This window comes from Bacillus sp. SSR7, from assembly GCF_055902415.1.
This window is the reverse complement of record NZ_JBVVXV010000020.1, coordinates 1-19563: the sequence shown is the minus strand read 5'-3', so window position 1 is coordinate 19563 and position 19563 is coordinate 1. Positions and strand designations below refer to the sequence as shown.

The 19563-nt window shown below is 36.3% G+C and carries 17 protein-coding genes, 1 tRNA gene and 1 riboswitch; of the genes, 6 read left to right on the top strand and 12 right to left on the bottom strand.

Features of this window, described 5'->3' with window-relative positions:
• Positions 1 to 82 precede the first annotated feature (82 nt).
• A complete protein-coding gene (locus tag AC0NJG_RS25585; protein WP_000720093.1) occupies positions 83 to 847 on the bottom strand; it encodes a DUF6612 family protein in 765 nt (254 codons plus the stop codon).
• A gap of 145 nt (positions 848 to 992) precedes the next feature.
• On the opposite strand from AC0NJG_RS25585, the gene AC0NJG_RS25580 reads away from it, so the two are divergent.
• From AC0NJG_RS25580 to AC0NJG_RS25565, 4 genes are all read left to right on the top strand, one after another.
• Entirely contained in the window at positions 993 to 1901 is a 909-nt protein-coding gene (locus AC0NJG_RS25580) for an NAD(P)-dependent alcohol dehydrogenase (RefSeq protein WP_048553662.1), read from the top strand.
• Positions 1902 to 1981: 80 nt separating this feature from the next.
• Positions 1982 to 2096: riboswitch (SAM riboswitch) on the top strand.
• An 86-nt stretch (positions 2097 to 2182) separates the two neighbouring features.
• Complete coding sequence (locus AC0NJG_RS25575) at positions 2183 to 3007, top strand: MetQ/NlpA family ABC transporter substrate-binding protein (protein ID WP_474063591.1); 825 nt, start codon at positions 2183 to 2185, stop codon at positions 3005 to 3007.
• 12 nt (positions 3008 to 3019) lie between these two features.
• Positions 3020 to 4060: a methionine ABC transporter ATP-binding protein gene (locus AC0NJG_RS25570; protein WP_474063590.1), complete on the top strand. Its 1041-nt coding sequence runs from the start codon at positions 3020 to 3022 to the stop codon at positions 4058 to 4060.
• Entirely contained in the window at positions 4035 to 4703 is a 669-nt protein-coding gene (locus tag AC0NJG_RS25565; RefSeq protein WP_087952244.1) for a methionine ABC transporter permease, read from the top strand. Before AC0NJG_RS25570 ends, AC0NJG_RS25565 begins: the two co-directional genes overlap by 26 nt.
• A gap of 37 nt (positions 4704 to 4740) precedes the next feature.
• On the opposite strand, the gene AC0NJG_RS25560 is transcribed toward AC0NJG_RS25565, so the two are convergent.
• The gene (locus AC0NJG_RS25560; RefSeq protein WP_131101245.1) at positions 4741 to 5517 is read right to left on the bottom strand and encodes an SDR family oxidoreductase; all 777 of its coding nucleotides are present in this window, start codon (positions 5515 to 5517) and stop codon (positions 4741 to 4743) included.
• 439 nt (positions 5518 to 5956) lie between these two features.
• On the opposite strand from AC0NJG_RS25560, the gene AC0NJG_RS25555 reads away from it, so the two are divergent.
• Together AC0NJG_RS25555 and AC0NJG_RS25550 are read left to right on the top strand one after the other, a co-directional pair.
• Complete coding sequence (locus AC0NJG_RS25555) at positions 5957 to 7249, top strand: DUF5068 domain-containing protein (RefSeq protein ID WP_474063589.1); 1293 nt, start codon at positions 5957 to 5959, stop codon at positions 7247 to 7249.
• Positions 7250 to 7395: 146 nt separating this feature from the next.
• A complete protein-coding gene (locus AC0NJG_RS25550) occupies positions 7396 to 7902 on the top strand; it encodes a DoxX family membrane protein (protein ID WP_071723421.1) in 507 nt (168 codons plus the stop codon).
• A gap of 71 nt (positions 7903 to 7973) precedes the next feature.
• On the opposite strand, the gene AC0NJG_RS25545 is transcribed toward AC0NJG_RS25550, so the two are convergent.
• From AC0NJG_RS25545 to AC0NJG_RS25500, 10 genes are all read right to left on the bottom strand, one after another.
• A complete protein-coding gene (locus tag AC0NJG_RS25545; RefSeq protein ID WP_087996385.1) occupies positions 7974 to 8540 on the bottom strand; it encodes a DUF4256 domain-containing protein in 567 nt (188 codons plus the stop codon).
• Positions 8541 to 8643: 103 nt separating this feature from the next.
• The gene (locus AC0NJG_RS25540; protein ID WP_474063588.1) at positions 8644 to 10608 is read right to left on the bottom strand and encodes a S9 family peptidase; all 1965 of its coding nucleotides are present in this window, start codon (positions 10606 to 10608) and stop codon (positions 8644 to 8646) included.
• Between the two features lie 274 nt (positions 10609 to 10882).
• Complete coding sequence (gene glmS, locus AC0NJG_RS25535; RefSeq protein WP_029439137.1) at positions 10883 to 12685, bottom strand: glutamine--fructose-6-phosphate transaminase (isomerizing); 1803 nt, start codon at positions 12683 to 12685, stop codon at positions 10883 to 10885.
• A 12-nt stretch (positions 12686 to 12697) separates the two neighbouring features.
• Entirely contained in the window at positions 12698 to 12883 is a 186-nt protein-coding gene (locus AC0NJG_RS25530; RefSeq protein ID WP_001208183.1) for a hypothetical protein, read from the bottom strand.
• A 287-nt stretch (positions 12884 to 13170) separates the two neighbouring features.
• A complete protein-coding gene (glmM, locus tag AC0NJG_RS25525) occupies positions 13171 to 14517 on the bottom strand; it encodes a phosphoglucosamine mutase (RefSeq protein ID WP_000521482.1) in 1347 nt (448 codons plus the stop codon).
• Entirely contained in the window at positions 14510 to 15997 is a 1488-nt protein-coding gene (locus tag AC0NJG_RS25520; RefSeq protein WP_474063587.1) for a CdaR family protein, read from the bottom strand. The genes glmM and AC0NJG_RS25520 overlap by 8 nt, the downstream gene beginning before the upstream one ends.
• Positions 15990 to 16811, bottom strand: coding sequence for a diadenylate cyclase CdaA (gene cdaA / locus AC0NJG_RS25515; RefSeq protein ID WP_001115700.1), 822 nt, complete (start codon positions 16809 to 16811; stop codon positions 15990 to 15992). The genes AC0NJG_RS25520 and cdaA overlap by 8 nt, the downstream gene beginning before the upstream one ends.
• 248 nt (positions 16812 to 17059) lie before the next feature.
• Entirely contained in the window at positions 17060 to 17953 is an 894-nt protein-coding gene (gene rocF, locus AC0NJG_RS25510; RefSeq protein ID WP_000711569.1) for an arginase, read from the bottom strand.
• A gap of 209 nt (positions 17954 to 18162) precedes the next feature.
• Positions 18163 to 19308: a glycerate kinase gene (locus tag AC0NJG_RS25505; protein WP_087996388.1), complete on the bottom strand. Its 1146-nt coding sequence runs from the start codon at positions 19306 to 19308 to the stop codon at positions 18163 to 18165.
• 116 nt (positions 19309 to 19424) lie between these two features.
• Positions 19425 to 19497 (bottom strand) — tRNA-Ala (locus tag AC0NJG_RS25500).
• Positions 19498 to 19563: the final 66 nt, after the last annotated feature.

Sequence of the window (19563 nt, the reverse complement as noted above, 5' to 3'; positions counted from 1 at the left end):
TCTTTATATTGTACCTATTTTCCTATGAAGAAAGAATACAAAAAAGAGGGCCCTTATTTTAGGTCCCTCCTTATCAAAACTATTACTTTGCTGCTGGCAATTGTATTGGGTCAAACTTTTCATACGACGTATATTTTGCGTTCGTAATAATGTGTGCTTTATCCTTGCCATTACTACTCATAATCATGTCTATCTTTGCTGATTCATATTTAAAATCTTTTGTAATGATATATTCTGCATCCACTTCTTCTATCTTCGCATTTTGTGCTTGTAACATTTTTTTCTGCGTTTCATCCATGCTAGTTAACATACTTTCTGTTTCTTGCCCTTTTAATGTAAATTTCAGTTTATATTTATCTCCGCTTTTCTCCAGCTTCATTTTATCTAAAACTACTTCCGGTACTTCTAATTTATCTATAATATCTTGAGTCGCTTTCATTCCACCAGCGTTTAATTGCTCCTCTGGTACGGTTATAACTTCTCCTGTATTAGGGTTTTTTACCTCACCAGCAACTTTACCATCCACAGTATACACTACAACATCTGTACCGGAAATATTCATTTCAGAACGAGAATTCTTTGTCTTTGGCTCTAATTGCATCTTAGCCTTTAATATATCCATCTCTGTTCCCTCAGCTTTTACCCCTACACCATATGTCATCGTTACATGTTCTTCATTTTTAAAAGCTTCATTCGTTTTCTTGAAAACATCTTTCGCCGTTAATTCCTTTTCTTTTTGAACGGATTCTTTTTTCGGCTCATCCGTCTTTGCTGTTTTCTCATTACTACACCCTACCCCTAGACTGATTGCAAGTACTAAACTTGAAACAAAAATAATTTTTTTCATACTGTTGCCCCCTTTCCCAAAATAATATCACCTCTTTTCCTATGAAATCTATATAATTTTTAATCTATACTCGCTATATAGCGACATGTTTAATAAAGATCTTAAATATGATGTAAATAACGACAACTCATTTCAGGAGGACATTATGAAGGCGATCATTTGCACACAGTATGGACCACCTAACGTTCTTCAGCTTCAAAATATAGAGAAACCTATACCTAAAAAGAACGAAGTATTAGTTAAAATTCACGCAACAAGTGTATCGACTGGAGATTGTAGAATACGCGGATTTAATAGCCCTCTATTATTTTGGATTCCTATGCGACTTATATTAGGACTTAGAAAACCGAGAAACCCTATACTTGGCGTAGAATTAGCAGGAGAGATAGAGGATATCGGGACAGATGTAACTCAATTTAAAAAAGGGGATCAAATTTTTGCATTAACAGAACTCAATCTTGGTGGTTATGCCGAATACACATGCGTGCATGAAAGTGGATTAATAACATTAAAACCTACCAATGTAACGTATGAAGAAGCGGCAGTTATTCCTTTTGGTGGAACTTCAGCGTTGCATTTTCTGAGAAAAGGCCGGATAAAAAAGGGGCAACAAGTTCTCATATATGGCGCCTCTGGATCAGTAGGAACAGCTGCCATACAACTCGCTAAATATTTTGGTACGACCGTTACGGCTGTTTGTAGTAATTCAAATTTTGAACTCGTGCAATCTTTAGGGGCTGACAAAGTAATCGATTATACGAAAGAAGATTTTACTAAGCGGGGGGAATACTATGATGTTATATTTGATGCAGTTGGAAAATATAAAAAATCCCTTTGTAAACAAGTATTAACACCTAATGGAATATATGTATCTGTTAATGGAATGATGGCAAAAGTAAGTAAAGAAGATATGTTTCTACTAAAAAAACTAACTGAAACAGAAAATTTAAAGCCTGTTATTGATAGAACTTACCGGTTAGAAGAGATTGCTGAAGCCCATATGTATGTAGAAAACGGGCATAAAAAGGGGAACGTTTCGATTACCTTAAAATAAAATATATTCAGAAAATAACGTTGACAATTCTTTTTGTAAGATTTACTATTAGTACCATATTAAAAAACTACATACACATACTCTTATCAAGAGTGGCGGAGGGACTGGCCCGATGATGCCCGGCAACCGAGCTTATAACGTATAAGCTAAGGTGCTAATTCCTGCAAAACGAGTTCTCGTTTTGAAAGATAAGAGAGGAATCTATTTTGTCTATTCGGCACCTCTCTTATTTTTGAGAGGTGCTTTTTATTTTGGAACGTATATTTAAGGGGGAATTATAGATGAAGAAAGTATTATTAAGCATTGTAAGTGGGGCTGTATTATTATTAAGCGCATGTAGCGGGAGTTCAGATAAAGAAGTAAAAGCGTTAGATGAGAAAAAGATTACTGTCGGTGTAACAGGAGGGCCGCATGAACAAATTTTTGAAAAGGTAAAAGAAGTAGCAGCGAAAGACGGTCTCGAAATCGATATAAAAGTATTTAATGATTATGTAGCACCGAACGTATCCCTCGATGAAAAAAGCCTTGATGTAAATAGCTATCAAACAAAATCATATTTAGACGTATTTAAAGCGGAACGTAATATGAAATTAACCGAAGTATTTTCAACAGTAACATTCCCTATGGGCGTATATTCAAAAAGCTTAAAGGATGTAAAAGAATTAAAAGAGGGCGATGCAATTGCTGTACCGAATGACCCAACGAATGAACTTCGAGCTTTAAAACTATTTGAAAAAGCAGGAGTTTTAAAAGTGGATCCAAAAGCTACAGAAAAAGCGACTGCAAAAGCGACTGCAAAAGATGTAATTGAAAATCCAAAAAATTTAAAGATCGTTGAATTAGAGGCATCTCAATTACCAACACAACTAAGTGAAGTAAAAGCAGCTGCCATTAATACAAACTTTGCATTAGGTGCAAAATTAAGCCCTGCGAAAGATTCTATCTTCCGTGAAGGAAAAGATTCACCATATGTGAACTGGGTCGTTGTTCGTACTGAAAATAAAGATGATGCTGTTGTAAATAAATTAAAGAAAGCTTATCAATCTAAAGAAGTAAAAGAATTTATCGAGAAAAAATTTGATGGTTCTGTTTTACCGTCTTGGTAGGAGCTGACGATAATGATTGAATTAAAAAATGTATCCAAAGTATTTACAACAAAAAAGGGGAATGTGGAAGCTCTTAAGTCTACTTCTCTTCAAGTAAAAAAGGGCGAAGTATTTGGAATCATTGGATATAGTGGTGCTGGCAAAAGTACATTAATTCGCTGTGTAAATTTATTAGAAAAACCAACGACAGGAAATATCATTGTAAACGAGCAAGATTTAACAACACTGTCTACAAAAGAACTAGCAAAAGCGCGACAAAAAATCGGAATGATATTTCAAGGGTTCAACTTACTTAAAACTGTTACCGTTTATGAAAATATCGCATTGCCGTTACGCCTTGCTGGCATTCCAAAAGTAGAAATTGCAAAAAGAGTAGAAAAGTATTTACGTATTGTCGACCTTTTTAATCGAAAAGACGCCTATCCGAGTGAACTTTCTGGTGGTCAGAAACAACGTGTGGCCATCGCTCGTGCACTATCACACGAACCGGAAGTGTTATTAAGTGATGAAGCAACGAGCGCTTTAGATCCAGAAACAACTGACTCTATTCTTGATTTACTATTAAAAATCAATGAAGAAATCGGAATTACAATTTTACTCATTACACATGAAATGAACGTTATCCAGCGTATATGTGACCGAGTTGCTGTTATGGAACATGGAGCAGTAGTTGAAAGTGGCACCGTGAAAGAGATATTCACAAATCCACAGCATGTAACAACAAAGAAATTCGTAAATAGTGCATTTGCAGCGAAAATCCCAGCCGAAGTACAAAAAGAACTACAAAGAACCGGAGAAATCGTAACACTTTCATTTATAGGAACTTCTTCTGGTGAACCAGCGTTAGCTGTTGCTACAAAACGATTCCAAGTATATCCAAATATTTTATCCGGTAATATTACTCAATTAAAACATGAAGCATACGGGAAACTTGTCATTCATATGCAAGGGAAACAAAATGAAATCAACCGTGCTTTATCATTTTTACAAGAGCAAGGAATCATCATAGAAGGAGGTAGAACAGATTATGGGAAACAAGTCCTTTTTGGATGAATGGGGTAAAGTCATATGGGAAGCAACCATTCAAACTTTTCAAATGACATCTATTTCATTACTCATCTCGATCCTTATTGCACTGCCACTTGGTGTCACGCTTGTTTTAACAAGACCTGGTGGACAGCATGAAAATAAAATCATCTATCCTATTCTTAATACAATTATTAATATCATTCGCTCTCTTCCATTTATCATTCTATTATTCTTCATTTTACCTTTTACAAAGTTTCTAATGGGAACATCCATTGGCGTGCAAGGTGTTATCGTACCGCTTGTCGTCTTCACTGCTCCTTATATCGCACGTTTAATGGAGACAGCTTTACTAGAAGTGGATCGTGGTGTTATTGAAGCTTACCAAGCAATGGGCATTTCTACTATAAAAATCATTTGGCACGTCATGGTGAAAGAAGCTCGTCCCTCTCTTGTACTTGGATTAACAATTGCAACGATTGGCTTAATCGGCGCAACAGCAATGGCTGGTCTTGTCGGTGCTGGTGGACTAGGGGATTTAGCATATCGATTCGGACATTTACGCTATGAACCTGAAGTAATGTATGCAACTGTCTTTATTTTAATTATCCTCGTTCAAGGATTACAGTCTTTAGGGAATGGTGTTGCACGAAGATTGAAGAAAGATTAAAAAAGAAGGTATCTCACCAGGGTGAGATACCTTCTTTCTATCTTTTAAATCCACCTTCTGAGTGAATAACTTGCCCTGTAATCCACTCTGCTTCTTCACTTACTAAAAACTTAATGAGCCTCGCTGCATCCTTTGGTTCACCAATTCTTCCAAAAGGAAACATTGGCTTTAATCCCTGCTTTATCTCTTCAGTCATCCATCCTGTACTAGTTGGACCTGGGTTAATTGCATTCACTGTTATTCCTAAATGAGCTACCTCAGCTGACAACGTACTAGTAAGAGCATCAATAGCTCCCTTCGTTGTTGCATACGCTAGTTCCCCCGCCATAGGACCTTGGAATTGTCCCGACGTCATATTCACAATTCTACCACCAGATTTCTTATCAAATCCTCGGGCAAATTGACTACTTAACAATGTAGTCGCACGAATATTTACCATATAATGCTTATCCAGCTCTTCAGCAGTCAAATTAGAGAAATCATTATTCTTAGAATACGCTGCATTATTAATTAATATATGAGGGTAGCCTAGTTGTTCAGTAACTTTATTTATAAGCTCTTTCGGTGCATCATTCTGAGTTAAATCTAACTCCATACTTGATACCTTCACACCGTTTTTTAGTAATTCTTCTTTTAATTGTATTTGTTCACTTTGATCAACGCCCCAAGGCATCTCTTTATCGTAAGCTGTCCAATATGTAAAAAATATATCGTATCCTGCTTCAGCTAATTCTTTACAAGTCGCTGCACCTATACCATCTAGACGACTTACACCTGTAATAACTGCTACTCTATCTTTTAATTGATTCATCATATACTCCTCCAATTTTAAAGGACGCATATTTCCTATAAGAGATATAAATTTCCCCACATAAGTATCCACTCTTACAAAAGGGATGTACAAGCCAAATATGCAGTCCTTGAATGATTTACAGATAGCTAAATAAACCCTCACTTATGAGAGAAAAATTCATCTATCTAATTTCTAATCATTACAAGTTCATCCACATATTCAGTCCTTGTCTCCTTTCCATATATCTCTATTTCTATCATACCAATATAATGTAATATTTCAAATGATTTAAAAATACAAACCAATATTCCATTCCAAACTTCCATCGATTTTATTATATCATAATATTTAAATAATGGAAATAATTAGAAAAAACACTGGTAAATATTGACTAGTCTTCTTATAATAAAATGTGGGGCTAATGTGAGAGTTTAGTTTTAAACAAATAGGGGGAAGAAACATGTCAAAAAAATTACTTTCTTTATTTTCTGCAGTAATCGTAGCAGCTTTTGTAATAACCGGCTGTGGTCAAAGCGATACGACAAATAAAGAACAAAAAGAGAATGCAACAAAAGAAAGCAAAACGGATACAACGAAAGAAAATAAACCTGAAGATAAAAAATCCGAAAACAAGAAAACTGAAGATAAAAAGACGGAAAATAACGCTACTAGCTCCAGCGATTATTCGAAACTTATTTCCTATATGGAAAAAGAAACAGGTGGTAAAACAAAAATTCTATTTGAAAATAAGGAACCACAAGTTTATAAAGCTGAAGATGTTTCAGTATCAATGAACAGTTATACATTAGTTGAATTAAATGGATTCCATACAGACTTTAACATTCCATTTAACCGTCAAACAGAGGGCGGAGTCATTCTTGTGAACTATAGCGTAAAAAATAGTTCAGCTAAAGATATTTATTATATGCCAGCATTGGACATTTCATTTACTGGTGCGCAGAAAGTATATAGTAACTATAAAGACTTAATTCCAAAAGAAGATCAACTACCAACTAAGCTTGCTCCAACGAATGATTACTTAGTAAAAGCAGGAGAAACCATTTCTGGTTATATCGCGTATCCATTCGGAAAAGATGATCTAGCGAAAATTTCAAGTCTCTCAACAGTCTCAGTCACAGTCCCAACTGCACAAGCTAATAAAGGAAAATTCGATGCTCCAATCGGAAGCCCTGGAAGCTTTTCATTAAGTTTAAATAAACAAGGTGCTGAAAAAGTTGCAACAGATAAAGCTTTCTACCAAGATAAAGCTACAGCTAATAACATGGGCGATAAAAAAATGTTAAAAGAGAAATCAAGTATTAATAACAGCCAAGAATTAGGTGCTGTTCATGTTACATTAGATGGATACCAATTTACTCAATTCACACCAAATTCCGTCGAGGCTCCGCGCTTTGCAAATTTCAAAAATGGTATTGTTCTATTAACAGTGCAATTCAAGCTTGATAACAAAGATACGCAAGACGTTTCACTATCTCCTATAAGCTCTACATTGAGAGTGAATGATGGTACACAATATACAATTAACGAAGGTATGCTACTCAATTACGACTATAACGCTGCAGTTAAAACAGGAACATCTGGAGAGTTACTACAAGTATTTATTTTAGATCAAGAGCAGTATGAAAAGATTTGGAAAGACAAAAACTTTGAGATTGAGTTAGGACCTATGAGAAATAAAGAAGCTAAGGATATTTCACAAGGTAAAAAAGCTAAATTTACATTACCTAAATAAAGTAGAGAAGGCATATAACATATGATTGTTATATGCCTTCTTTATTTTCATAAAAAAACACTACTTTTGTTCACACTTTATCCATTGTGAATTTTTTCACAATGGATATATAATAAACTTGTAAATACAATATTGGAGGGATTTCAATGGTTATCAATTTTTTAAGAACTGATAAACGTGCTACTTTCATATTATTATTTTTACGACTTTACATAGGGTATACATGGCTCGCTGCTGGAATAGGCAAAGTCTTTGGACAATCTTTTGACGCAAGTGGTTTTCTAAAGGGTGCTATTGCTCAAGCATCAGGTGACCACCCTGCAGTACAAAGTTGGTGGGCAGAGTTTCTTCAACATTTTGTTCTTCCAAACGCAGACCTATTTAGCTTTTTAGTTCAATGGGGAGAAATTTTAGTAGGTCTAGGTTTGATTTTAGGCGGATTAACAAAAACAGCTGCATTTTTCGGAATCATAATGAACCTTTCATTTTTATTAAGCGGAACTGTTAGTGTAAATCCAAACCTACTCATTTTGACTATGTTCATTTTAGTTGCAGGACAGAACGCTGGACGCATTGGATTAGATGGCTATGTTTTCCCAAAACTTTTCCGTAAAAACAACCACGGAACATATAAATTAAGTAAAACTGCGTAGTAACGGTTTACTCTTAAAATATAAATAAGAAAAAGAGCCTGCGTATAGGCTCTTTTTTATTTACTCCAAATTTAAACTCTTAACGAGCCACGAAAACCTCTGGCAGCATAATAAGAGTCTGCTCCATTGTGGTACACAAAAACGTGCCCAAAGCGATAATCGCAAAATAGAGCTCCACCGAGTTCTCTAATATCTGAAGGTGTTTGTACCCAACTCGATGATTTCATATCAAAATCTCCAAGTTGTTGTAACTCTCGATATTGTTCTTCAGTTAATAGTTCAATACCCATAGCGGCTGCCACATCAATAGCGTTATTTTCTGGTTTATGCTTTTTTCTTGACTCTAATGCTTCAAGATCATAACAAAGGCTTCTACGGCCTTTAGGACTCTCCTTTGAGCAATCGCAGAAAATATACTCGTCCTTCTCTTCATCATAACCAACAACATCCGGCTCACCGCCTGTTACTTCCATTTCATTAAGTGACCATAATTTTTCAGCATTAGCTTCTATCTTCGCTTCAACTTTAGCCCATTCAAGACCTTCATGGCGGTTCATGTTTTTCTCAAAACGAGCTTGTAATACTTTTATTAGTTCTTCACGTTGTTCTACAGATAACTCATTTTTATTCTCTGTCATATTCGGCCTCCGAATTACGTTTCCTTATAATCATAATGGTTTGCATACAGTTTACAACAATCTGACCCGATTACACAACGTAAAATCCCTGTACGAATATCCATTATATAGTACGAAATCCCTCCATACTTTCCCCAAGAATATAGTGGGAAAACCACATAAAGTTCTGATTCATAATGGCTACATTCATTCCTGGCTGATCAGAACTATATGCCATTCCTTTAAATATAATTAGTTCTGCGTCAACTTCCATATCTCTTAATCCTTCATATAGCTCATATGCATTTGTAATTGGTATTCTTGCATCCTTTTCGCCATGTTGGATTAAGGTAGGCGTACAGGCTGATTTAATATATGTCATTGGTGATGTCTTCTTATATATATCTGGATCATTCCATGGAGTATTTCCTAAATACATTCTAATAAAGTAAGGGATATCTGTATGGACATAATGGGTACTCCAGTTCGTAATTCCACCTCCAACTGAAATGGCTTTAAATCTACTACTAAATGTAGAACAGAAAGCTGATATATATCCTCCGTTACTCCATCCCATAACTCCTACTCTATCTTTGTCTACCATCCCTTTTTCAACTAGTTCATCCACTCCAGATATAACATCATCGTAATCAGCAATTCCTTGTTTTCTATAGTTCGCTTTTAAAAATTCATTACCATAACCAGAACTTCCTCTATAGTTTGGCTCTAAAACGATAAAGCCTTTTTCAACAAACTGTTCAATCGGATATTTCTCATTGAAGCAGTCTGAAAATATCGGAAAGGATGCCCAAGCCGGACCTCCGTGAATTACTACTAATAAAGGATATTTTTTATTTGTATCAAACTCTACTGGTTTTGATAAAACACCCTCTATTTTAAGACCATCACTACTTTGCCATGAGATGATTTCCCTGTTGCTTTTAAGCTTGTCTTCGAAAAAGCTATTTTCATTCGTTATTTTTTTATCATCCAAATAGATTTCAAAGGTTTCATTTGTTATAGCCTTATTATACGTTATATGATTGCCATCCCTTGTTATAGAGGCATCCATTATAAAGCCATCTATGTTGTCACTTAATGCTTCCACAGTGCCATCTTCAGCTAGTAATCCAATACGATAATTCGTTTTATCCTGCCATCTAATTAAAATGCCTTTAGCTGTCCACTGTAATGGCATAACCGTACTATCAAAATTTGTTAAAGGTTGAATTACCTCTCTCGTATTCATATCATATATCTCTAATGTACTATCTTGTATATGGTTTCTATAGTAATCCTTCTCTCTTATGCTTGCTGAGTAGCACATTTTACTGCCCTCAGGAGAAAAGCAAACGCTCCCACCCAACAACTTATCCATATTCATTTTTTGTAGTTCTCCAGCTTCAACATCTAATATGTAGAGATCACCATTCATATAATCATTTAGGCTTGGTGTAGCCATACATACAACCTTTTTCCCATCATTTGAAATATCAAAGTTATGTATATAAAACTCCTTACCATCTGTTAATTGGTAAACACCGTTAATCTCGCGTTCCTCTTTATCATTTTGTATTACCTTTTCTATCTCAATGTAGTATAAACAATTATTCCGATGTTCCTTACCTACATGGTGGAAATCCCCATATCGTTCCTTACGTTTCTTTATTCCCGCGCATTCTTTCGACTGTGCAACATAATAAAAACCTTTACCCGTGGGATCCCATTTAAATGTACTAATCCCTTCTTCCTCATCAGTCATTTGAACCTCACTACAACCATCTATTGATTTAACAAAGATCTGATTTGTATTAGCCCCTTCACCACCCGGACTAAGGTATGCAATAGTCTTAGAATCTGGAGACCATAATGGATGCGTACTATCTATACCTCTAGTTGTTAGTGGGTAACTCTGCTCTTTATCCTTTTCATATATCCATACATGATTTCTATATATATTGTCTTTCCAGTTAGCTGTCCTCTTAACAAATGCTACATTTTTGCCATCATCGCTTATATTGGTACTTGATAAGGTTGGTAATGAAATAATCTCTTCTATACTTAAATATGTTTTTTCTTTCACGTTCATTAATAAGCCCCCTTGTAATGTCCATAAATCTCTCGTCTCTTTTTGTCGTAATAAAGGAAATTGTTCACGGATACTTAAAATAGTAACGGAAAATTCAGATAAATAAAAGTAAATCCCATAAAGTAAAATTTTAATCTATAGGATTCTATCCACTTACCAATTTTAGATATTCTTTTTGAGCATAAAAATACCCCATTAGATAAAATATCTAATGGGGTACAAATTTGTAAATTTATTTTAAAGCTATAACTATATTTATTAACCTACTAATCTCCTACTCAACCGTAACAGACTTAGCTAAGTTACGTGGCTTATCAACGTCACACTCGCGGTGAAGTGCTGCGTAGTATGAGATAAGTTGTAATGGAATAACTGCTACTAGCGGTGCTAGTGCTTCGTGTACAGCTGGTAGTACGAAGCTGTCACCTTCCATTTCTAAGCCTTTCATTGAGATGATACATGGGTTAGCTCCGCGTGCTACTACTTCTTTCACGTTACCACGAATTCCTAGGTTTACGTGCTCTTGTGTAGCAAGTGCGATAACCGGTGTACCATTTTCGATTAAGGCGATTGTACCGTGTTTTAATTCTCCTCCAGCAAATCCTTCTGCTTGGATGTAAGAAATTTCTTTTAGCTTTAACGCACCTTCTAATCCTACGTAGAAGTCAACGCTACGTCCGATGAAGAAACAGTTACGAGTTGTTGCTAAAAATTGTTTTGCTAATGCGTCCATTTCTTCTTTTTGATCACAAAGTTGTACCATTGCATTTGCTACAAGTCCTAATTCGTGTGTTAAATCGAAATCAAGAACTTCACCTTTTGCTTTAGCAATATCCGCAGCTAAAATTGAAAGTACTGCAAGCTGTGCTGTGTAAGCTTTTGTTGATGCAACTGCGATTTCTGGTCCCGCGTATAACGGAAGTGTATAATCAGCTTCACGAGAAAGTGTAGAACCAGGTACGTTTGTAATCGTTAATGCTTTATGACCCATTTCATTTGTTTGTACAAGTACTGCACGGCTATCAGCTGTTTCACCACTTTGTGAAATGTAAATGAAGAATGGTCTTTCTGTTAATAATGGCATGTTATAAGAGAATTCACTTGCTACATGCACTTCAACTGGCATTTTTGCAAACTTCTCGATAAATTGTTTTCCAACAAGACCTGCATGATAACTTGTTCCACATGCAATGATGTAAATACGATCGCTATCTAAAATAGCATTGCGGATGTCTTGATCTAATTCAATCTCGCCATTTTCATCTTGATACTTTTGGATTATATTACGGATTACAAGTGGTTGCTCATCGATTTCTTTAAGCATGAAATGAGGGTATGTTCCTTTTTCAATATCACTCGCGTCTAATTCCGCTGTAAACGGTGCACGTTCAATCGTTTCACCTTGTAAGTTTTTAATTGTAATACTTTCTTTCGTTACAATTACGATTTCTTTATCCATTAATTCAATAAATTGATCTGTAACTTGTAACATCGCCATAGCGTCGCTCGCCACAACATTAAAGTTGTCACCAACACCTACTAATAGCGGGCTTTTGTTTTTAGCAACATAAATCATGTTTGGATTTTCAGCATCAAGTAATCCGATTGCATACGAGCCATGTAAAAGAGATAGCGTATTACGGAACGCTTCTTCTACACTTAGTCCTGTGCTCACTTGTTGTTCCATAAGCTGTACGATAACCTCTGTATCCGTTTCACTTACGAACGTTACATCTTGTAAATATTCCTTTTTCACTAATTCATAGTTTTCAATAACACCGTTATGAACTAGTGTAAAGCGTTTTGATGTACTTTGATGCGGATGCGCGTTTACTTTACTTGGAACACCGTGTGTAGCCCAGCGTGTGTGTCCGATACCTACGCTTGCTGCTACGTTCTCATCTACGATTTCGCGAAGTTTTGCGATACGGCCTTTTTCTTTGTATACAACAACACCGTTCTCTGCTTGTACTGCAATACCTGCTGAATCATATCCACGATATTCTAGCTTTTCTAAACCTTTTAATAAAATTTCCTTTGCATCTTGCTCTCCAATAAATCCTACGATTCCACACATGTTTAGTCGCCGTTACAAATGCTTACACTGCTCTGCGAACATGTAACGACATAGTCCGATACCATTTTTATTTATACTAAAAAACGGATTACATATTGCTAGCCCTGTAAGCTTGTAACGGCTTTCACCTTCCTCTCGATTGGGTTTAAGTCCGTATATACTTATACAGCTAGTTTGTATCCGTTCCTTTTCTCTCATCACACTTCCACCTTTGTCCACTAAGTCACCTTAATGATTTAAGTAAAAGCTTGCGGTTGTGATGAACAACCGGGAGTCATCCGCCGAAATCTCGATAAACCCCACCTCGTCAACTACACTACTTGTAGTTCTGGCGCTTCTATAATTTACAATATTTCCTTTGAGAAAAAGAACAAGACCATCTTATAACAAATATGGATAAACCGTCAATGAAAATTTTTTCACCATCTATAAAACATATGAAAAAGGAGCACTTATTGTGCTCCTTTTTCAATAAATTTACTAAATTATTCAGCGCCAACTTCCGCTTTCACAACTTCTACAATGCGATGTACATATGCATCACAAACTTCTTGTGTTGGTGCTTCTGCCATTACACGAATAAGTGGTTCTGTTCCAGATGGACGAACAAGAATGCGGCCATCACCGTTCATTTCTTCCTCTACAACACGAATAATTTCTTTAATTTTTTCGTTTTCTAATGCTAGTTTTTTATCTGTTACACGAACGTTTACTAGTAATTGCGGGAATTTTGTCATTTCTCCTGCAAGCTCAGATAATGGTTTTTTCGTCATTTTCATGATGTTTACAAGTTGAAGTGCACTTAACATTCCATCACCAGTTGTAATGTAATCAAGTAAGATAATGTGACCTGATTGTTCTCCGCCCAGATTATATCCCCCGCGCTTCATCTCTTCCATTACGTAACGGTCACCAACTGCTGTTTTATCACTTGTAATACCGTTAGCTTCAAGTGCTTTGTAGAAACCTAAGTTACTCATAACTGTTGAAACAACTGTATTGTGCTTTAGTTGACCAGTTTCTTTCATGTACTTTGCACAAATAAACATAATTTGATCGCCATCAACGATGTTTCCTTTTTCATCTACAGCGATTAAACGGTCACCATCACCATCGAAAGCAAGACCAATATCAGCACCTTTTTCTTTTACTAATTCAGCTAATACTTCTGGATGTGTAGAACCTACTCCATCGTTAATGTTCATACCGTTTGGTGAAGTTCCCATTGTTGAAATATCAGCTTCTAAATCAGCAAATAAGTACGGAGCTAAAGAAGACGTAGCACCATGCGCACAATCTAAAGCGATATGTAAACCAGAGAAATCTTCCTCTACAGTTTGTTTAATGTATTGTAAATACTTTTGTCCACCTTCGAAATAATCACTCACTTGTCCAAGGTTCGTACCTGTTGGACGTGGTAATTCATCAACTTCTTTGTCTAATAAAGCTTCGATTTCTGCTTCTTGTTCATCTGTTAATTTAAAACCGTCTGAACCGAAGAATTTAATTCCATTATCTTGTACTGGATTATGAGATGCAGAAATCATAACACCGGCTTGTGCATCTAACGCTTTTGTTAAATAAGCAACACCTGGTGTAGAAATAACACCAAGACGCATTACTTCTGCTCCAGTTGATAATAGACCTGCTACTAAAGCTCCTTCTAACATATGTCCTGATATACGTGTATCACGGCCGATAATTACTTTTGGACGGTCTGTATCTTTTGTTAATACATAACCACCAAAACGTCCAATTTTGAACGCTAATTCAGGTGTTAACTCCTGATTCGCAACCCCGCGTACTCCATCTGTACCAAAATATTTACCCATTATGATTCGCTCCTTTTTCTGGCTCTTTTTGATTATCTACTGTTGGCTCTTGGCTAGTTTCTTTATCTTTATTTTGTTCCGGTTCCTTCTCCTTTTCCTTTTCCTTTTCTGGATCAGGCTTAGGTTCAGGTTCAGGATTTTTTGGTTTTTCAGTTTGATTATCTTTATTATTATTTGAGTTTGGTTGTTCACCGTTACCCTGTACTTCTTTATCGGGATTTTCTTTCTTCACAATTGTGACTTTAGCACTTTTTTGTTTTGGCTCTATTGAAATATTACCAGGGCCACTCACTTGAATAGCAACATCCTTCGTCCCAGGAGACACATTTTGTAGATTAATCACTGCTGTTATTTGAGCAGCTGTTATTTTATCTACTATACTTGTTTCTCCTGAAATATCAACGCTTATCTTCCCATCTTGCGGCGAAAGTAACTGGGCCGTAACATCTTTAGAAAGTCCATTTTTTTGAATTGATATACCATCAATCGTTCTTGTTTTCGTTTGTTTTGTTTTTTGTACGCCTACTGAAACCTTCACTTGATTTGGCTTCGCACTTGTTACACCCTTTGGTAATAAAACAGAGGTATCGAATGTTGTAGACTCTGTCAATTGACTAAGATCTACTTCGACCCCCTCTATCGATTGTATATTATCCAATATATCTTTTGGACCTGCTATCGTTACTTCTCTCGGCTCAACGCTAATATTTGTAACGGCCAATCCTGCCGGTAAACTCCCCTTTTTCGCATATGTTATAGGAACAGTTTTTTCAGTATTATTGGCCGTAGCTTGCGTCGCCACATTCAACGTTACACTAATTTTAGATGGATTTGTTCTTACATTTAAACGTTTGCCTTCTTTATTGTATAACGTCACTTCGGGTGTTTTTGTAACAGTTTTATTAACACCTTTTAAATCAACATACGCCTTAGCAGATGAAATACTTTCAATTTCTTCTTTCGTCCCAACTACCTCAACCGTATCAGGTTTAATGTTTGATTTTTCGAGCGTAGCACCAGCTGACATCTGATCCTCATTTGATAATTTCAAGTCTACATGAACATATTTTCTCGCTTTTTCATGAAGAGTAATTTTAATTGTTGATGGCTGAACTGTTCCTTTCACATCATCTGGAAGTCCGTTCGTTTTCAAAGAAACTTCATAAGTTCCTTTTTCGCTACCTCTCAAATCAACTGGTATATCAAATTGTTTTTTCGCTTTTGCCGCAGCAACTGCTGCTTTTGGACCCTCTAACTTCACCTTAACGCCCTCTGCCGGAATACCACTTACAATATATTTCTCTTCATCATACTTAACGTTAATAGCATAATTAGTTAATGTTTCTTTCGCATCATTTGCAAAAGGTAGTATCCCCGATGTCGTATTTTTTTCAGTTAAAGTCGCTGACATAAAAAGCATACACGCCAATAGTAATGAGATCCCCTTTAAAAACCAATGATTCTCCATTAACTTATCCATGACGCTTTCTCCTCCAATTCCATAAAGACGAAGAAGTCGTTTTTTCGTTCGCACTAAATTCAGCTAACAACATATCTTTCAGTTGTTCTGTCTTCAAATCACGATGCAACTTACCATTTTTCGTTAAAGAAATTTGGCCTGTTTCTTCCGACACAACTACTGTAATACTATCAGTAACTTCACTAACTCCCATTGCAGCGCGATGCCTAGTTCCTAACTCCTTAGAGATAAATGGACTTTCCGATAACGGAAGATAGCAAGCTGCTGCTTTAATGGTACTTCCTTGCATAATTACTGCTCCATCGTGAAGAGGTGTGTTTGGAATGAAAATATTAATGAGTAATTCCGATGATACGTTTGCATTTAGCGGAATACCCGTTTCTACATAATCACCCATACCGGTCTCTTTTGACAAAGTAATTAATGCACCAATTCTACGTTTTCCCATATATTCCGTTGCTTTCGCTATCGCTGTTGCAACCATTTCAGGCTCATCATCCTCATGAGTTCCAGTACGCGAAAATAAACTCCCGCGTCCTAGCTGCTCAAGCGCTCTTCGCAATTCTGGCTGAAAAATAATAATAACGGCTAAAAATCCCCACGTTAATACTTGTTCAGTTAGCCAATATAGCGTTCGCAATTCAAGGAAAATACTGATCATCCGAACGACAATAATAACTGTAATCCCTTTTAAAAGTTGAACAGCTTTCGTCCCTCGGATTATAAGAATTAGCTTATATATAATAAACCATACAACGGCAATATCTAATGCCGTACTAAGATATTTCAAAATGGTCGTATCTTCAAAAGGCATGCTAACCCTTCCTCCTACTTACGAGCAATTCTATCCATATATTGAAATATTATTTTATGCTCTATCTGTATGTATTTCCAACAACTAGTTAATTATACCATACATGAAACAAACGACAATTACAAACAACCCCCTTTAGTCTAAATTGGTAAGATGTCAAACATTCTTATCGTACAGTATAATATAAATCATTATTATACGCCTATTTTCAAATAAAAAAAGCAACTTCTCAGTTGCTTTTCTTACATTTATTTTAGTTTTTCACCGAATAAAGAACCCATTAAAGCAACCGCTGTTGTTGCCGTTCTATTTCGCTCATCTAAAATCGTATTTACCTCAACAAACTCGGCAGATGTAACAATATCAGCTTCCGCTAACATCTCCATTGCTAAATGACTTTCACGATAAGATAAGCCACCAATTACAGGTGTTCCAACTCCTGGTGCATCATGAGGATCAAGACCATCTAAGTCTAATGATAAATGCACACCATCAGTATGAGATAAATACGCGATTGTTTCTTCCATAACAGCCGTCATACCCATACGATCAATCTCGTGCATTGAAAATACTTTAATACCTTCATTTCGAATAAAGTCTTTTTCTCCTTCATCTAATGCACGTGCACCGATAATTACAACATTCTCTTTTTTCACCTTTGGATATGCCCCGTATAAATCTACAAGCGTCGGATGTCCATACCCCAAACTTGCTGCAAGTGACATACCATGAATATTTCCAGATGGTGAAGTTTCTTCTGTATTTAAATCGCCATGTGCATCATACCAAATAACACCTAGGTTTTTATAATGTTTCGCAACACCAGCTAATGTACCAATAGCGATACTATGATCTCCACCTAATACAAGTGGAAAACGTCCTTCTTCTATAATATGATCCACCTTACTTGCTAATTCGTTACATACAGTTGCAACTTGTGTAAGGTTTCTTAAGCTTGTATTTACATCTACTTCTTTTTCTCTCTCTATACATATATCTCCCATATCTTTAACGTCATATCCAATTTCTTCAATTCTTTCAATTACACCTGCATAACGGATTGCGCTCGGTCCCATATCAACTCCACGACGCATCTGTCCTAAATCCATTGGAACTCCAATAACTGAGATTTCTTTTTTCATAGATAGTATCCCCCTTCTGTGCCTTCACTAAATATTTTAAATCTTTTATATAGTCTGACTCAACTCAACATTTTTCTGTATGGATATACAAATTATTCACTTATATTCCCTTTGAAATCCAAATTTTAAGACTATTCCATGTATAAAGTTAACTTAATGAAGCAACTACTATCATTATTATTAGATAATAATAAAAAACACTCCCCCATTTAGAAGTGTTTTTCTGATGCTATTTTCCACACTGCTGCAATATTCTTTGCTGTCATTTCAATATTCTCTTCTGCTACTTTATATGCCTCCTCTAATGTCATCGGACTTGTTGTAATACTAAATACTGCATCAATTCCTTTTTCATGAACAGCCGAGTAATTCGGAGATACTGATCCCCCAATCGCAATGACAGGAATATGAAAACGCTTTGCACGCTCCGCAACACCTACTGGGGCCTTTCCATATGCTGTTTGTTCATCTATTCTCCCTTCGCCAGTTATAATTAAATCTGCACCTTCTATATGCTTATCAAAATTTGTATAATCTAATACAATTTCAATTCCTCTCCGCAAGCTTCCCTTTAGCACTGCAATAACAGCTGCTCCCATACCTCCTGCAGCTCCTGCACCAGGTATTTTAGATACGTCGCAAAATAGGTATTGTTTAAGGATATGCGCATAATGCTTTAAATTCTCATCCAGCTCTTTCATCATCTCTTCATCCGCACCCTTTTGTCGCCCAAATACGAAAGATGCTCCTCTTATTCCAACTAACGGATTATCTACATCACATGCTGCTTCTATCTTTATATGCTTTAAGCGTGAATCCATTTGTGAAAAATCAATAGAGACAATCGAATGTAACGTTCCACCAGACGGCTCTATTACTTCTCCTTTTCCATTTATAAACCTGACTCCTAAAGCTGACAACATACCCGCTCCTCCATCATTTGTAGCACTTCCTCCAAGTCCTAAAATGATACGCTCAGCTCCTTCGTCTAGCGCATGTAGTATAAGTTCTCCTGTTCCTTTCGTCGTCGTAATAAGTGGGTTTCGCTTTTTAGCCGGAACGTGTTGTAAGCCTGATGCTGCTGCCATTTCAATAAACGCTGTCTTTTTATCTTTAGACATACCGTAAAAGGCTTGTACGCTCTCTCTAAGCGGTCCTGTCACATGAAATGATATAATCCTCCCGCTTGTAGCATCAACAAGGGAATCGACCGTTCCTTCCCCTCCATCTCCAATTGGTATTTTTACGTACTCTGCTTTAGGAAAAATTGCTCCAAAACCTCTTTCAATAGCTTCACATACTTCTATAGCTTTTAAGCTTTCTTTATATGAATCAGATGCAATAACAACTTTCATAATTATCCCCCATCCTTTATTTTCACGTTTTCTCCATTTTAAATGACAAGTATGAAAGTTGTCTTTTCAAACACAAAAAAAGCTTACATCATATGATGTAAGCTTTCTCTATTAGATGGAGCCTAGCGGGATCGAACCGCTGACCTCCTGCGTGCAAGGCAGGCGCTCTCCCAGCTGAGCTAAGGCCCCTTAGTAATTTAAGCGGAAGACGGGATTCGAACCCGCGACCCCAACCTTGGCAAGGTTGTATTCTAC

Bases quoted from the DNA above. Each gene is read 5' to 3' on its own strand.
- AC0NJG_RS25585 (WP_000720093.1), bottom strand. From the start codon at position 847: ATGAAAAAAATTATTTTTGTTTCAAGTTTAGTACTTGCAATCAGTCTA.
- AC0NJG_RS25580 (WP_048553662.1), top strand. From the start codon at position 993: ATGAAGGCGATCATTTGCACACAGTATGGACCACCTAACGTTCTTCAG.
- AC0NJG_RS25575 (WP_474063591.1), top strand. From the start codon at position 2,183: ATGAAGAAAGTATTATTAAGCATTGTAAGTGGGGCTGTATTATTATTA.
- AC0NJG_RS25570 (WP_474063590.1), top strand. From the start codon at position 3,020: ATGATTGAATTAAAAAATGTATCCAAAGTATTTACAACAAAAAAGGGG.
- AC0NJG_RS25565 (WP_087952244.1), top strand. From the start codon at position 4,035: ATGGGAAACAAGTCCTTTTTGGATGAATGGGGTAAAGTCATATGGGAA.
- AC0NJG_RS25560 (WP_131101245.1), bottom strand. From the start codon at position 5,517: ATGATGAATCAATTAAAAGATAGAGTAGCAGTTATTACAGGTGTAAGT.
- AC0NJG_RS25555 (WP_474063589.1), top strand. From the start codon at position 5,957: ATGTCAAAAAAATTACTTTCTTTATTTTCTGCAGTAATCGTAGCAGCT.
- AC0NJG_RS25550 (WP_071723421.1), top strand. From the start codon at position 7,396: ATGGTTATCAATTTTTTAAGAACTGATAAACGTGCTACTTTCATATTA.
- AC0NJG_RS25545 (WP_087996385.1), bottom strand. From the start codon at position 8,540: ATGACAGAGAATAAAAATGAGTTATCTGTAGAACAACGTGAAGAACTA.
- AC0NJG_RS25540 (WP_474063588.1), bottom strand. From the start codon at position 10,608: ATGAACGTGAAAGAAAAAACATATTTAAGTATAGAAGAGATTATTTCA.
- glmS (WP_029439137.1), bottom strand. From the start codon at position 12,685: ATGTGTGGAATCGTAGGATTTATTGGAGAGCAAGATGCAAAGGAAATT.
- AC0NJG_RS25530 (WP_001208183.1), bottom strand. From the start codon at position 12,883: ATGAGAGAAAAGGAACGGATACAAACTAGCTGTATAAGTATATACGGA.
- glmM (WP_000521482.1), bottom strand. From the start codon at position 14,517: ATGGGTAAATATTTTGGTACAGATGGAGTACGCGGGGTTGCGAATCAG.
- AC0NJG_RS25520 (WP_474063587.1), bottom strand. From the start codon at position 15,997: ATGGATAAGTTAATGGAGAATCATTGGTTTTTAAAGGGGATCTCATTA.
- cdaA (WP_001115700.1), bottom strand. From the start codon at position 16,811: ATGCCTTTTGAAGATACGACCATTTTGAAATATCTTAGTACGGCATTA.
- rocF (WP_000711569.1), bottom strand. From the start codon at position 17,953: ATGAAAAAAGAAATCTCAGTTATTGGAGTTCCAATGGATTTAGGACAG.
- AC0NJG_RS25505 (WP_087996388.1), bottom strand. From the start codon at position 19,308: ATGAAAGTTGTTATTGCATCTGATTCATATAAAGAAAGCTTAAAAGCT.